Annotated in this window: 11 protein-coding genes; 8 read left to right on the top strand and 3 right to left on the bottom strand. The window is 64.3% G+C overall.

The window, feature by feature from the left end; all coding sequences use genetic code 11:
- Positions 1 to 34: 34 nt before the first annotated feature.
- From Q0J57_RS08875 to nspC, 6 genes are all read left to right on the top strand, one after another.
- Positions 35 to 1,072, top strand: coding sequence for an HD domain-containing protein (locus Q0J57_RS08875; RefSeq protein WP_297219391.1), 1,038 nt, complete (start codon positions 35 to 37; stop codon positions 1,070 to 1,072).
- Between the two features lie 7 nt (positions 1,073 to 1,079).
- Positions 1,080 to 1,736 (top strand): dTMP kinase, encoded by a 657-nt coding sequence (gene tmk, locus Q0J57_RS08870; RefSeq protein ID WP_297219389.1) that lies wholly within the window; start codon positions 1,080 to 1,082, stop codon positions 1,734 to 1,736.
- A gap of 123 nt (positions 1,737 to 1,859) precedes the next feature.
- A complete protein-coding gene (locus Q0J57_RS08865) occupies positions 1,860 to 2,210 on the top strand; it encodes a hypothetical protein (protein ID WP_297219387.1) in 351 nt (116 codons plus the stop codon).
- A complete protein-coding gene (locus Q0J57_RS08860; protein WP_297219385.1) occupies positions 2,197 to 3,534 on the top strand; it encodes a histone deacetylase in 1,338 nt (445 codons plus the stop codon). Before Q0J57_RS08865 ends, Q0J57_RS08860 begins: the two co-directional genes overlap by 14 nt.
- A gap of 391 nt (positions 3,535 to 3,925) precedes the next feature.
- On the top strand, positions 3,926 to 5,128 hold the full coding sequence (locus Q0J57_RS08855; RefSeq protein ID WP_297219383.1) for a saccharopine dehydrogenase family protein: 1,203 nt from the start codon (positions 3,926 to 3,928) through the stop codon (positions 5,126 to 5,128).
- A 228-nt stretch (positions 5,129 to 5,356) separates the two neighbouring features.
- Positions 5,357 to 6,568, top strand: coding sequence for a carboxynorspermidine decarboxylase (gene nspC, locus Q0J57_RS08850; RefSeq protein WP_297219381.1), 1,212 nt, complete (start codon positions 5,357 to 5,359; stop codon positions 6,566 to 6,568).
- A gap of 142 nt (positions 6,569 to 6,710) precedes the next feature.
- Here the strand turns inward: nspC and Q0J57_RS08845 are convergent, their stop codons facing one another.
- From Q0J57_RS08845 to Q0J57_RS08835, 3 genes are all read right to left on the bottom strand, one after another.
- Positions 6,711 to 7,049 carry a P-II family nitrogen regulator gene (locus tag Q0J57_RS08845; RefSeq protein WP_297219378.1) on the bottom strand — a complete coding sequence of 113 codons (339 nt, stop codon included), beginning with the start codon at positions 7,047 to 7,049 and terminating at the stop codon, positions 6,711 to 6,713.
- A 14-nt stretch (positions 7,050 to 7,063) separates the two neighbouring features.
- Positions 7,064 to 8,272, bottom strand: a complete 1,209-nt coding sequence (locus Q0J57_RS08840) for an ammonium transporter (protein WP_297219377.1) — start codon at positions 8,270 to 8,272, stop codon at positions 7,064 to 7,066.
- A gap of 639 nt (positions 8,273 to 8,911) precedes the next feature.
- Entirely contained in the window at positions 8,912 to 10,204 is a 1,293-nt protein-coding gene (locus Q0J57_RS08835; RefSeq protein WP_297219375.1) for a BPL-N domain-containing protein, read from the bottom strand.
- 200 nt (positions 10,205 to 10,404) lie between these two features.
- On the opposite strand from Q0J57_RS08835, the gene Q0J57_RS08830 reads away from it, so the two are divergent.
- Together Q0J57_RS08830 and Q0J57_RS08825 are read left to right on the top strand one after the other, a co-directional pair.
- On the top strand, positions 10,405 to 13,074 hold the full coding sequence (locus Q0J57_RS08830; protein WP_297219373.1) for a valine--tRNA ligase: 2,670 nt from the start codon (positions 10,405 to 10,407) through the stop codon (positions 13,072 to 13,074).
- Entirely contained in the window at positions 13,067 to 13,915 is an 849-nt protein-coding gene (locus Q0J57_RS08825; RefSeq protein WP_297219371.1) for a hypothetical protein, read from the top strand. The genes Q0J57_RS08830 and Q0J57_RS08825 overlap by 8 nt, the downstream gene beginning before the upstream one ends.
- The last annotated feature ends 170 nt before the right edge of the window (positions 13,916 to 14,085 follow it).

Genomic DNA, 14,085 nt, shown 5'->3' with positions numbered 1-14,085 from the left:
TATGCCCCCAATCGGAGCACAGGGTCAAAGATATATGGAAAAAGGTCATTACGTCAAAGATGTTACGGCCCCCGCAGAGGTGCGTGGCATTTTCGCCGTGGGGCAGGCCACGCTGGGGCAGTCCCGTAACGGCCCCTACTGGCGTGTGCTGCTGTCTGACGCCACAGGGGTGCTGGAGGCCAAGATATGGTCGCCTCTCAGTACGGAAATTGCGGAGCTGCCCACGGGCGCGCTGGTGGAGGTGCAGGGGCGTACCGGCCTGTACCGGGAGCAGGTGCAGCTCACCATCGAACATTGCCGTCTGCTGGATGCGGCGGAAAGCGCGGCCGTGGACCCGGCATGGCTCATGCCGGCCAGCCCCTATCCGCTGGACGACATGCTGGAAGAGGTGCAGACCCTGGCTGAGGAGGAGTTTCTGTACGCGCCATGGCGCAAGTTTGTGCGCTCCGTGCTGAAGGACGACGGCCTGCGGGCGGCCTTTCGCGTCTGCCCGGCGGCCAAGGGCGTGCATCATGCCTATGCGGGCGGCCTGCTGGAGCACAGCCTGGGGGTCTTCCGCCTGTGCCGGCGCCTGGCTGACCAGTACCCCGAACTGGACCGGCAGACCCTGCTGGCCGGTGCGCTTTTTCATGATTTCGGCAAGATACGCGAATTTTCCGGCGGTATTGTCAATGACTATACCGACGAGGGGCGACTCATCGGGCACATGGAGCTGGGGCTGGAGATTCTGGCGCCCTTTCTGCGCCGGTCCGGGCTGGAAGAGGGGCTTGTGCGGCACTTCCGGCATCTGGTGCTCAGTCATCACGGCGAGCTGGCCTTCGGCGCCGTGCGCCTGCCGCAGACCGCCGAGGCCCTGGCCCTGCACTATGCGGACAATCTGGACGCCAAGATGGCCCAGTGCCGCAGTCTCTTTGCCGCGCTGGAATCGCCCGAGGGCTGGACGCCCTATCAGGCTACCCTGAGCCGCGCCCTGTACCGGGGGCCAAGAACGCCGGAGGCGCCCCAGGCGGCGCGCAGCAGCCGGCGCCGCCGGGCGGCCGCCCCGTCTGCTGAAGAACTGTCACTTCTGTGAGGCTGCCATGTTCATCACTTTTGAAGGCATTGAAGGTTCCGGCAAGTCCACGGCCCTGACCCTGCTGTCGCAGGAGCTGAGCCGGCGCGGCTACGATCTGGTGCTCACCCGCGAACCCGGCGGCTGCGGCCTGGGGCGGGCCATCCGTCCCATTCTGCTGGATGCCCGCACCCGCGGGCTGCACAGCCGGGCCGAGCTGTATCTTTTTCTGGCGGACCGCGCCCAGCATGTGGGCGAAATTGTCCGGCCCGCGCTGGAGGCCGGGCAGATTGTGCTCTGTGACCGCTATACCGACTCCACCCTGGCCTATCAGGGCTACGGGCGCGGTCTGGACCCGGAGAAGCTGCGCCATATCAACCGCATGGCCACTGGCGGCCTGCAACCGGACCTGACCCTGCTGCTGGATCTGCCCGTATCGCTGGGCCTGGAGCGGGCCGGTCTGCGCAATCAGCGTGAGGGCACCGTGCTTTCGGAAGGGCGCTTTGACGCCGAAAGTCTGGATTTTCATGAGCGGGTGCGCCAGGGCTATCTGCAACTGGCTGCGGAGGAGCCGAAGCGCTTTGCCATCATCGATGCCACGCAGCCCCCCGAGGATGTGGAATTGCAGTGCCTTTCGGCGGTGGAGGACTTTCTGGCCCGCAATGGCTGTATTCTGGAACCATAGGGGCCATGCTGCCGGCGGCCGCTGCCCGGGCGGCCGGCCCGCATCGGGAGCGCCCCAGACTGTGCGCTCCGGACCGTGTGCCCCGGACCGTGCGGCCCTGCCGGGGGCCGCGGGAGGACATCCATGTGTGAAATCTATACCCTGCTGGTGCAGGGCAATGGCAAGACCACCTTTGCGCCCCGCGAGGATGCGGCCCTGGCCGCGGCCATCCGCGACGGCCTGCTGCCTGACGGGCATCAGTTCGTGAACCGTCTGGGCGATGCCGCCCTGTTGCAGTGCAGCGTCTTCCGTCGCGAGGCGGGGGCCGGCGGCTGCTTTGTGGTGCAGGACAGCGAGGGGCCGCTCTTTGCCGTGGTGGCCGAAAGCAACCTGGCCTACGGCCTGGGCCTGGGCCGATTCGGCCGGCTGGTGGCCTATGCCCGCTACGGGGCAGACATCTTTGAAAACGCGGACGTGGACGATGACGACCTTTAGCGCCGCTCGCCGGCTGGGGGTGGTCTTTTTCCCGGCCTTTGACTGGGCCATCTCGCCCACCCATCCCGAACGGGAAGAGCGCCTGCTCTATACCCGCGACCAGCTGCTGGAAGAAGGCCTCTTCGACATCCCCGGCATCACCGAACACCGCCTTGACATGGCAAGCCATGCCCAGCTGGCCCGTGTCCATTTCTGTCTGCCCTCGGTGGCGGCCGTGAGCACGGATTCCCACCTGGCCTCGGCCGGCGGGGCCATTACCGCCGCCCGCCTGGTCATGGAAAAAAAGGAAGACAGGGCCTTTGCGCTGGTGCGTCCGCCGGGGCATCATGCCATGCGCGTGGTGCATGGCAATCGCGGCTTCTGCAATATCAATAATGAAGCCGTCATGATCGAATACATCCGCGATCACTACCCCCGGCCCGACGGGCGGCCCCTGCGCATTGCCGTGGTGGATACGGATGTGCATCACGGCGACGGGTCACAGGATATTTTCTGGAATGACCCGCATACCCTGTTCATTTCGCTGCATCAGGACGGCCGCACCCTTTATCCGGGCACGGGCTTTCCCCAGGAATGCGGCGGGCCGGCGGCCCTGGGCCGCACCATCAATATCCCCCTGCCGCCCGAAACGGCGGATGCCGGCTATCTGTATGCCATCCGTCATGCGGTACTGCCCATTCTGGAGGAATTTCAGCCGGACCTCATCATCAATTCCGCCGGGCAGGACAATCACTTCACGGACCCGCTGGCCAATATGAAATTGTCGGCACAGGGCTATGCCGCGCTCAATGCGCTGCTGAATCCGCATATTGCGGTGCTGGAAGGCGGGTATTCCATCCGGGGGGCGCTGCCCTATGTGAACCTGGGCATCTGCCTGGCTCTGGCCGGGCTGCCTGCCGATGACATCCGCGAACCGCAGTGGACGCCGCAGAGCGAGCGGCAGAGCGCCCGCGTGACGGACTATATCGCCCGCCTGTGCGACGCCATCGTGGATATCTACCGGCATCCTCCTGCCGTACCTGACGAGGGCGGCGAAGAAAAGGATGCTCATGGCCGCTGGTGGCGTCGCAGCAAGCATATCTTCTATGATACGGACATGCTGCGCGAACAGCAGCGGGAAAGCTGGCGGCTCTGCCCCCACTGCACCGGTCTGGGCACATTTGAAACCAGCTCCGAGCGGGTGCCCCGTTCCTTCTGTCTGCTGTTGCCGCGCGGCGCCTGCGAGCACTGCCGCCGTGCGGCGGACAGTCTGGCCCGGGCTGCCCGGCAGGGCGGGCGCTATGCCCATGTGCTGCTGCTCGATCAGGATGCGGCTGCGGTGTAGGCAGCGCGATTCATGGCAGACGGCGCGGGCAGGCGTCCGGGCGCCTGTGCTCGTCGCTCCGTCCCCTTCCGCCCCCGGGCTGCTGCCGTGCGGCCGGAGCCGGAGGAAGGGCCGTGCGCCAGCTTCCGGATGCAGCCCTTTGCCCGCCCTGAACAGACGTGCCGGCAAGGGAGAGGGAAGCACGAGGAGGCGGGGGAGAACCGTCTGGTAACGCGCGTTTTCTCGCCCCGTTCGGCATGTCCGGCATGGTGTCGTGCAAAAACCTTCCTGCCGTAACATTGCCGACTTTACCTTATGGCCGCTTCAGGCTATGTGAACGGCTGCGGGCGGCGGATTGCGCATCCCGATTCTGGATCTGGCCCGTTGGGCCTCTACCGCAAAAGGAGTCAGCATGGCAGACATTCTGATCATCGGCGCCGGTGGCGTGGGCAGCGTTGTGGCCCACAAGGTGGCGCAGGCAGCCAGGGACGAGGGCGTTTTCGGCAACATTACCCTTGCCAGCCGTACCAAGTCGCGTTGTGACGACATTGCCCGGTCGGTGAAGACCCGTCTGGGCGTGGACATCGCCACGGCGAAGGTGGATGCGGACAACGTGCCCGAACTGTGCAGCCTCATTCGTGAGGTCAAGCCGGCAGTGGTCTGCAATATTGCCCTGCCGTATCAGGACCTGCACATCATGGATGCCTGCCTGGAATGCGGCGTGCACTACATGGATACGGCCAACTACGAGCCGCTGGACACGGCCAAGTTTGAATACAAGTGGCAGTGGGCCTATCAGGACCGTTTCCGCGAGGCAGGGCTGACGGCCCTGCTGGGGTCCGGCTTTGACCCCGGCGTGACCAATGTCTTTGCGGCCTGGGTCATGAAGCACAAGCTGGACGAAGTGCACGTGCTGGACATCATCGACTGCAATGCCGGCGATCACGGCCAGCCCTTTGCCACCAATTTCAACCCGGAAATCAATATCCGCGAAGTGACCGCCCGCGGTCGTTACTGGGAGCGCGGCGAATGGGTGGAAACCGACCCCCTGTCCTGGAGCATGACCTATGACTTCCCGGACAATATCGGGCCCAAGAAGTGCTTCCTCATGTATCATGAGGAGCTGGAATCGCTGGTGCAGAACCTCAAGGGCATCAAGCGCGCCCGTTTCTGGATGACCTTTTCCGAGAATTACCTGAACCACCTCAAGGTGCTGGGCAATGTGGGCATGACCCGCATCGATCCCGTGAACTACAACGGCGTGGACATTGTGCCCATCCAGTTCCTGAGCAAACTGCTGCCCGACCCGGCCTCCCTCGGTCCGCTGACCAGGGGCAAGACCTGCATCGGCGATGTCATGCGCGGCATCAAGGACGGCAAGGAAAAGACCGTCTACATCTACAATATCTGCGATCATGAGGAATGCTACCGGGAGGTGGGCTCGCAGGCCATTTCCTATACCACCGGCGTGCCCGCCATGATCGGCGCCAAGATGATCGCCACCGGCACGTGGCGCAAGCCCGGCGTCTGGAACATGGAACAGTTCGATCCCGATCCCTTCATGGCCGATCTCAATGTCTACGGCCTGCCCTGGCAGTGCGTGGACGTGGACTAGAGCGTTCTGCCGTTGAAAAAGGCAGAACGCGAGGGGCACAGCGCCGTCCGGCCAGAAGCGCGCGGAAAACCGCGTTTTTTCCGCGAAACGACAGGCCATATGGTGTGAAACGTGAAGCGTTCCACACGGCAAATGCTCCAGGGTCTGCCGCCAGTCTTGTCACCAGAGGGAGGGGCCTTGCGCCCCTCCCTTTTTCCGCCCCTTTTTCCGTCATTGTGAGCACAGCGCATGAACCATCTGCTTCCCCTGCTTGATCCGGCCCGCGTCCCTTCCCCCTGCTTTGTGCTGGATGAGGCCCGCCTGCTGGCCAATGCCGCCATTCTGAACAGCGTGCAGGAGCGCACGCATGCCCGCATTCTGCTGGCCCTCAAGGGCTATGCCGCCTGGGCCACCTTTCCGCTGCTGAGCCGGGATGCGTCCCGCGGCGGACACGGCCCGCTCTACGGCACCTGCGCCAGCTCCGTGGACGAGGCCCGCCTCGGCCGGGAGGAATTCGGCGGCGAGGTGCATGCCTTTGCCGCGGGCTGGTCCGATGCGGACATGGAGGAACTTCTGCCGCTGGCCGATCATATCGTCTTCAATTCCCTGGCCCAGTGGACGCATTTCCGGCCGCGCCTGCTGGCCTATGCCAGGGAAAGCGGCCGCCGCATCACCTGCGGCCTGCGCATCAATCCCGAACACTCGGAAGGGGCGGTGGCCATCTACAATCCCTGTTCCCCCGGCTCGCGCCTGGGCATCCGGCCGCGTCACATGCCCGCCAGCCTGCCGGAGGGCATCAGCGGCCTGCATTTTCATACCCTCTGCGAACAGGGCGCGGACGCGCTGGAGCGCACGCTGCAGGCCGTGGAACGGCATTTCGGGGCGCAGCTTGCCCAGTGCCGCTGGATCAACTTCGGCGGCGGGCATCACATTACCCGCGAAGACTATGATCTGGACCTGCTCTGCCGCTGCATCACGCACATGGAGCAGACCTACGGCGCGCAGATTTATCTGGAACCCGGCGAGGCCGTGGCCCTCAATGCGGGCTGGATGACCGCCACGGTGCTGGATGTGGTGGAGGCAGACATGCCCATTGCCATTCTGGACACTTCCGCGGCCTGCCATATGCCCGATGTGCTGGAAATGCCCTATCGGCCCCGGGTGCTTGTGGCGGAGGGCAACCGCCTTGTAGAGGCGGGCGAGGCCGGCGAAAAGGGCTGGACCTGCCGCCTGGGGGGCAAGTCCTGCCTGGCCGGGGATGTCATCGGCGAATACAGCTTTGCCGCGCCCCTTGCCGTGGGGCAGCGCCTCATCTTTTGCGACATGGCCATCTACAGCATGGTCAAGACGACGACCTTCAACGGCCTGCGCCTGCCCGGCATCGGCCTGCTTGATGCCGGCGGCGATTTCCGCCTGCTGCATGCCTTCGGCTATGAGGATTTCCGCAACCGTCTGTCCTAGGGCAGGATACCCGTGGAGCGCGTCGGCGCACCCTTGAGTACCAATAACCAGAGGCGCCTGCTTCCCTGAGAGGAAGCAGGCGCCTCTGGATTTACGCTGCGGGAGGGGCCGGCGGGGCGTGGCTCCCCGCCGTGCCGGTTACCTACAGAGCTTCGTTGCCACGTTCTCCGGTACGGATGCGGACCGCATCCTCGATGTCACTGATGAAGATCTTGCCGTCGCCCACCTGGCCGGTACGGGCCGTGCCCACCACGGCATTGAGCACCTTTTCCAGGGCTTCGTCATGGACCACCAGCTCAATCTTGACCTTGGGCAGGCAGTCCACCTGCACGGTGGTGCCCCGATACACTTCCGTATGCCCGTGCTGTCGCCCAAAACCCCTGATTTCCGAATAATTCAGGCCGTGGATGCCCAGATGGGAAAGTTCGTTCTTGACCTTTTCAAACATGCCGGGCCTGATGATGATTTCCAGCTTCTTCATGATATCTCCCTTGGTTACAGCGAGTAGCCCCGTTCGTTGTGTTCGGTCAGATCCAGGCCGGTGTATTCCGCATCGGGCGTTACGCGCAGGCCGACGGTTCTGTCAACGATGAAGAGCAGAATGCGACTGACCACATAAACAAAGACCCACGTTCCCACAACGGAGACAAACTGTACCCAAAGCTGGCGCGGATTGCCATAGAACAGGCCGTCCACATTGTTGATGGCCGCGCAGGCAAAGAGACCCGTAGCCAGGGCGCCCCAGGTGCCACCCACGCCGTGGATGCCCACCACGTCCAGCGCATCATCATAGCCGAAGCGACTCTTGAGCAGCACACCACCGTAACAGACGATACCACCAACAAAACCGATGATCATGGCAGGCAGCAGCCCCACAAAGCCCGCACCGGGGGTGATGGCCACCAGGCCGGCCAGCGCCCCGGAGATGGCGCCCAGGCTGGTGGGCTTGCCGGTACGCTTCCATTCCACCAGCATCCAGCCCAGGATGCCGCAGGCCGTGGCCAGGTGCGTGGTGAGCAGGGCATGTCCGGCCAGGGGGCCGGCAGCAAGGGCGCTGCCCGCGTTGAAGCCGAACCAGCCGAACCACAGCATGCCGCCACCCAGCAGGGTCATGGGCAGATTATGCGGCGTGAAGGACTGAGGACCAGTGGACAGCCGGGGACCAAGCGCCTGGGCGCAGGCCAGAGCCGCAGCCGCCGAAGCCATGTGCACTACCGCGCCGCCGGCAAAGTCCACGGCGCCCATCTTGGCCATCCAGCCGCCGCCCCAGACCCAGTGCGCCATGGGCGCATAGGCAAAGAACAACCACAGGGCCGAAAAGAGCAGCATGCCCGAAAAACGGATACGTTCGGCGTAGGCGCCGGAAATGAGCGCCACGGTCAGCACGGCAAACATGCACTGAAAGGCCATGAACACCGTGTGCGGCAGCTGGGGAGCCATGGGAGCGGCAACGCCCTCCACGCCATTGAGGAAGAGATAGGACAGGTCGCCAATGAGGCCCCCCACATCATTGCCAAAGGCCAGCGTATACCCGGCCAGCGCCCAGAGCACCGTAATCAGCCCCAGGCTGGCATAACTGTGCATGTGTGTGGACAGCACGTTCCGAGAGCGCACCAGACCACCGTAAAACAGGGCCAGCGCCGGCGTCATGAGCATAACCAGCCCGGCGCAGATGATGATGAAAGTCGTGTCCGCAGGGGTCATCCTGAACTCCTTTATGGTCATTGGCCGTCGTCGACCATCCTGCATGTATCCCCGGAAGCACTGTCTTCCGGCACGCACGGCGGCTGTCTGACCCGAAAAAAGATACCTGGAAGAGGATTTGGCGCCATATCTTCTTCCCCGCTGGCAGAGCCAGACGGTTACTGAGGCCTAAGCACAAAGCGTGCCAACATGACATGTTCAGGACAATTTTTTTATAACATACTAATTTTCAAGGAAATAAAAAATGGCAGACAGCACGGGGCCAGACGGGCTGTCAGACAGGAGGGGATGTTTTATGACAAAAATGTAGAAAAGAGACTTTTCAGTGTGTCTCATGCGGACAAAGAAGAAAGCCTCAAAAAAAAGAATCAGTAATGCTGAATGGTTATGGCTTTTGTCCGTAAATCTACATTTTTTGTTTTTCCTGTGCTGGCACGCAGGCGGCCCCTGTGGCCGGGAGAAGCTGTGGGCAGGATTTTGGGGAGGACTAAAATAAAAAAATGTGAAAAATGAGTATATTATAAAAAATATACATCGATGTATTTTTTTGGGGAAGGGAGACCATGCGCGGCAGGCAGTCGCCCGGCAAAGGCGGCGCCTTGTCCATGGCCGGGGCGGCCGCGGACGGCGGTGACGGTATCAGTTGGCGTCCTGTGACAGGTAGATAAGTTCTTCGGCCATGACCAGCAGCTCTTCAATGAGGCCGCCGCCCCGCATGGGATGGCCGAAAATGGCCTGGCGCTGATTGTCCAGGCCGCGCGGGTCCACCACATCGGGCGCCATGGGAGACAGGACATCGGCCAGCCGGCAGGACAGCAGGTAGCCTTCTGCCCCGTCGCGAAACAGGCCCGCCAGATCGGCCAGGCGCTGCCCGCAGCGCTGCCAGAGGTCCAGTGCGGCAGGAGAGGGGGCGATGTCGGCCAGGGTATGGAGGGCGGCGTACAGATTGTTGCAGGTGCCACCGGGCAGGCCGGACTTCCAGCCCCAGAGCCAGGGAGCGCGGCGGAAGAAGAGATGGTGTTCCACGCCCAGGTCCAGCACCTCGCGCACGGCCGTGAGGGCGCGGCGCAGCAGGGGCCGGGCATGGACGGGCCAGAGGTCGGCCGCCGGGGCATCGCCGGAAAGGTTCCAGGCGGGCACCAGTTCCCGCTGCGGCGCCAGGGCGGCCAGCTCGCGCAGCAGGTGGGCCAGCCAGCGGTTGGCATCCGGGCTGTCCGGGGTTTCCAGATGGGAATAGCTGAGCACATAGCGCCCCTGGCCGTACGTTCCCGCCACGATGACAGGCTGGCCGGCCAGATAATCCGACGAGAGGTTGACCCCGTACAGGGCCTGCCAGGCCTCGAACACATGATCGGGAATGCGGCGCACAGGCAGATCGGCCAGCCAGAAGTCGTCATCCGGAGCCTCGTAGCAGGCCAGCACGCTGACGCTGTCCTTTGCCTGCGGCGCAAAGCGCCCCGGCCACCAGACCGGCAGCGAGGGCAGTGCTCCCGCCCCCGGAGGGCCGGGAAGCTGCTGCCCGGCCACGCTGGCCGTGCAGTGCCGGCAGTCGTCGGCAGGGACATGGGCGCAGCCGCGCCAGTAGGGCGGGATCAGGGCGCAGGCCGCATCGCCCAGGGGGGGGCGCAGGGGATCGCCGGCCGGGATGGGCAGGGGACTTGCCTGTGGGCCGAAGCAGGCCCGTACCCGCACGCTGGCATGGCCGGAAATGAGATGCTGCTGCCGCTCGGGGTAGCTGCCCCGTGTCCACGGGCAGAGGTGCAGGCCGTCCTGTTCGCGCCTGTGGCTCAGCGCCAGGCCCACGCCGCCGCAGATGCCCAGATAGCGGCCCCCCTGGCGGATATAGGTGCGGATGGCTTCGCGTCCTTCCCTGCCCAGGGCCTGCGCCTTGAGCCGGGCATTGCCGCCGGGCGCCATGAGCAGGGGCGTCATACCCCCTGCCCCCGGCTTGCCTAAAAGGCCGCCATTGGCTATGTCTTGACCCTTGACGAGACGACAGGACAGGCCCAGGGCGCGCAAGGCGCGCCAGACCATGAGTCCCCAGATGTGGGAATCGTCCCAGAGGACGAGTATCGTGGAGTTTGAAGCCTGCATAACGAGACAGTATTGCCGCCTTTCATGGAGAAAGCAAGATGGCTGACACCCTCCCCAAGGGCTATGAGCCCCGTGACGTGGAAGAGCGCTGGCGCGCCCACTGGCAGGAGAACAAGACCTTTACGCCCGACCCCGATGCGCCGGGTGATCCCTACTGCATTGTCATTCCGCCGCCCAATGTGACCGGCGCGCTGCACATCGGCCATGCCCTGAATCAGACCCTCATTGACGTGCTGTGCCGCCACGCCCGCCAGAAGGGCAAGAATGTGCTCTGGATTCCGGGCACGGACCATGCGGGCATTGCCACGCAGAACGTGGTGGAACGCGCCCTGGCCAAAGAGGGCAAGACCCGGCAGGACCTGGGGCGCGAGGCCTTCATCGAGCGCGTGTGGCAATGGCGCGAGGACTACGGGCACCGCATCCTCAACCAGATTCGCGCCCTCGGCGCCTCCGTGGACTGGACGCGCCTGCGCTTCACCATGGACGAGGGCCTGTCGCAGGCCGTGCGCAAGGTTTTTGTGCAGCTCTATAACGAGGGCCTCATCTACAAGGGCGACTACATCATCAACTGGTGCTCGCGCTGTCATACGGCCCTGGCCGATGACGAGGTGGAACACGAGCCGCACAAGGGCAAGCTGTGGAAGGTGCGCTATCGCCTGGAAGACGGCAGCGGCGAGATCGTCATCGCCACCACCCGCCCGGAAACCATCCCCGGCGATACCGCCATCTGCGTGCACCCCGACGACGAACGCTATCAGCACCTGGTGGGCAAGACGGCCGTTGTGCCTGTGCTGGGCCGCCGCATCCCCATCATTGCCGACAGCTACGTGGACCGCGAATTCGGCACCGGCGCCCTCAAGGTCACGCCCTGCCACGATCACAACGACTGGGCACTGGGCAAGAAGCACCATCTGGAATTTGTGCAGGTCATTGACGAAAATGGCATCATGAAGGCCGAGGCCGGCCCCTATGCCGGCCTGACCAAGGATGCCTGCCGCGAAAAGATCGTGGCCGACATGGAGGCCGCCGGCGACCTGCTGGGCGTGGAAGAGCTGGACCATGCCGTGGGCCACTGCTACCGCTGCCACACGGTGGTGGAGCCGCACGTGTCCACGCAGTGGTTCGTGGCCACCACCAAGATGGCCCCGGCCGCCCGCGCCGCCGTGCCGTCGCTGACCCGCATTCTGCCCGAATCCTGGGCCAAGACCTATTATCACTGGCTGGACAATATCCGCGACTGGTGCATCAGCCGGCAGATCTGGTGGGGACATCGCATCCCGGCCTGGACCTGCGCCCACTGCGGCGAGCTGATTGTGGCCGAGCAGGACCCCACGGCCTGCCCCCGCTGCGGCGGCACAGAGCTGGCGCAGGAAGAGGACGTGCTGGATACCTGGTTCTCCTCCGCGCTCTGGCCCTTCTCCACCATGGGCTGGCCGGAAAAGACCAAGGACCTGGCCCGCTGGTATCCCACCAGCGTGCTGGTCACCGGCTTTGACATCATCTTTTTCTGGGTGGCCCGCATGATGATGATGGGCCAGCACTTCATGGGGCAGGTGCCCTTCCATGATGTCTATCTGCACGCCCTGGTGCGCGATGCCACGGGCCGCAAGATGTCCAAGTCCACGGGCAATGTCATTGACCCGCTGGAAATGATCGACAAGTACGGCTGCGATGCCCTGCGCTTTACCCTGACGGCCTTTGCGGCCATGGGGCGCGACATCCGCCTGTCCGAAGAGCGCATCGAGGGCTACCGCCACTTCATCAACAAGGTATGGAATGCGGCCCGCTTTGCCCTCATGAATCTGCCGGAAACGGCGCCTGCCCCGGTGGACCTTGCCGCGGTGGAGGGGCTGCATCACCAGTGGATTCTGCACCGTCTGGAACTGGTCAAGCAGGATATGGACGTGGCGCTGGAGGAATACCGCTTCAATGATGCGGCGCAGCTGGGCTACAAGTTCCTGTGGAACGAATTCTGCGACTGGTATCTGGAACTCATCAAGCCCGACATGCAGGATGCGGCGCAGAAGCCCGTGGCCCAGTACGTGCTCTGGACCGTGCTGCGCGAACTGCTGCTCCTGCTGCATCCCATCATTCCCTTTGTGACGGCCGAAATCTGGAACGCCCTGCCTGTTCCCGCCGGGGAAGCAGCCACGGATATTGCGCGGGAACCCTATCCCGCGTCCCGGCCCGCCTGCGTGCGCCCCGCCGATGCAGCCCGCATGGAGCTTATCCAGGGCGTCATCGTGGCCGTGCGCACCATCAAGGCCGAGCTGAACATCAGCCCGGCCCACAAGGTGAGCCTGCTGCTGCATCCCGCCGATGCCGCCCAGGCTGCCCTGCTGGAGCAGAGCCGCGCCATGATGAGCACGCTGGCCCGCCTGGAAAGCCTGACCATCGGCACGGACCTTGCCGCGCCCAAGGCGTCGGCCTCGTCCGTGGTGGAAGGCTGCCAGGTTATCGTGCCCCTCAAGGGCGCCGTGGACCTCAATGGCGAGCTGGCCCGTCTGGACAAGGAGCTGACCAAGTTGGAAAAGGACGTGGCCGGCGTGCAGGCCAAGCTGCATAACGAAAGCTTTGTGAGCCGCGCCCCGGCCGAGGTGGTGGCCCGCGAGCGCCAGCGCGCCGAAACCCTGCTGGACAATCGGGCCAAGCTGGTGGCGCTGCGCGAGCGCTTCCGCCAGGCCCTGGAGGAGGATGCCGATGCCTAGGCCCGTACAGCGTCTTCTGGCCGTCTGCTGCCTGTTCTGCCTGTGCCTTGCCGGGATGACGGCCACGGCGGAAGCGGCGCCCGTGGATACGGCGCGCATCATGCGCGAGGTTCTCGCCGTTCTGGACGGAGAAACGGCCGGCCGAGTGCTGCACGATATCGGCCAGCTGCGCAAGGCGGGCTTTGTCTATCAGGCCAGTCTGGCCGTGTCGGAAGAGTCCTGCCCCGTGCATGACGACAAGGATCAGCAGGCCGTGCTGTGCGGCCTTATCACGGCGGACCGTTCCTTTGCCTTCTTTTTCGGGCGGCCGGAAGACGTGCTGCGCGAGAACCGGCAGCTCCAGGCCCTGTGGGGCAAGGCGTTGCCCCGTCTGACCCGGAGCGAGGCCCAGGTGCTGCACAGCGCCCCGGACAGCCGGCGTGCCCGCGAGATTGTGGAAAAGTTCTTCCGCCAGCAGTACGCCGCCTTTGTGGAGGCTGCCGGCAGCAACGAGGCCATGCTGCGCCTGTTTGCCGCCTATGTGTACGGCGTCTATATCGAGCGCCTGTACATGGCGTCCGTCATGGTGCTGGCCGCGGCGGAAGGGGGCGACCTGGACCCGGTCTATGCCCTGCACGACAGTCTGTCCGCCTGCCATGGCAAGGCCCTGCTGCTGCTGGGCAAGGCCGGCGTGCTGGGGCCGGTGGATGAAAGCGTGCGCCGCAGCGTGCTGGTCAAGCAGTTGCAGAAACTGCTGACGGCGGAGCAGGGCCATCCCACCCTGGACAGTCTGCGCGAGGTTGTGGAGCTGACCCAGAACGAACGCCTGCGCTATCTGGTGCCCTGTCCCATTGTGCGCTAGACGCCAGGCATGCGTCCGTTACGGCGGGCATCCCCATGCGGGGGTGCCCGCTTTGTGTTTTGCGTCCGTGCCATCAGGCACGGCGCATGCAGAAACTGTCCGGGGAGGCACTGGCAGCGCTTCCGCCTTTCTGCTATGGGAAAAGCGATGGTACGGCAGGGCATGCCGCG

The organism is uncultured Desulfovibrio sp., from assembly GCF_944324505.1.
Classification (GTDB): domain Bacteria; phylum Desulfobacterota; class Desulfovibrionia; order Desulfovibrionales; family Desulfovibrionaceae; genus Desulfovibrio.
The sequence above is the reverse complement of the archived record's forward strand: the minus strand, read 5'-3'. Positions and strand labels throughout refer to the sequence as shown.

Bases quoted from the DNA above. Each gene is read 5' to 3' on its own strand.
- Q0J57_RS08845 (WP_297219378.1), bottom strand. From the start codon at position 7,049: ATGAAGAAGCTGGAAATCATCATCAGGCCCGGCATGTTTGAAAAGGTC.
- nspC (WP_297219381.1), top strand. From the start codon at position 5,357: ATGAACCATCTGCTTCCCCTGCTTGATCCGGCCCGCGTCCCTTCCCCC.
- Q0J57_RS08865 (WP_297219387.1), top strand. From the start codon at position 1,860: ATGTGTGAAATCTATACCCTGCTGGTGCAGGGCAATGGCAAGACCACC.
- Q0J57_RS08860 (WP_297219385.1), top strand. From the start codon at position 2,197: ATGACGACCTTTAGCGCCGCTCGCCGGCTGGGGGTGGTCTTTTTCCCG.
- Q0J57_RS08840 (WP_297219377.1), bottom strand. From the start codon at position 8,272: ATGACCCCTGCGGACACGACTTTCATCATCATCTGCGCCGGGCTGGTT.
- Q0J57_RS08825 (WP_297219371.1), top strand. From the start codon at position 13,067: ATGCCTAGGCCCGTACAGCGTCTTCTGGCCGTCTGCTGCCTGTTCTGC.
- Q0J57_RS08875 (WP_297219391.1), top strand. From the start codon at position 35: ATGGAAAAAGGTCATTACGTCAAAGATGTTACGGCCCCCGCAGAGGTG.
- Q0J57_RS08855 (WP_297219383.1), top strand. From the start codon at position 3,926: ATGGCAGACATTCTGATCATCGGCGCCGGTGGCGTGGGCAGCGTTGTG.
- Q0J57_RS08835 (WP_297219375.1), bottom strand. From the start codon at position 10,204: ATGACGCCCCTGCTCATGGCGCCCGGCGGCAATGCCCGGCTCAAGGCG.
- tmk (WP_297219389.1), top strand. From the start codon at position 1,080: ATGTTCATCACTTTTGAAGGCATTGAAGGTTCCGGCAAGTCCACGGCC.
- Q0J57_RS08830 (WP_297219373.1), top strand. From the start codon at position 10,405: ATGGCTGACACCCTCCCCAAGGGCTATGAGCCCCGTGACGTGGAAGAG.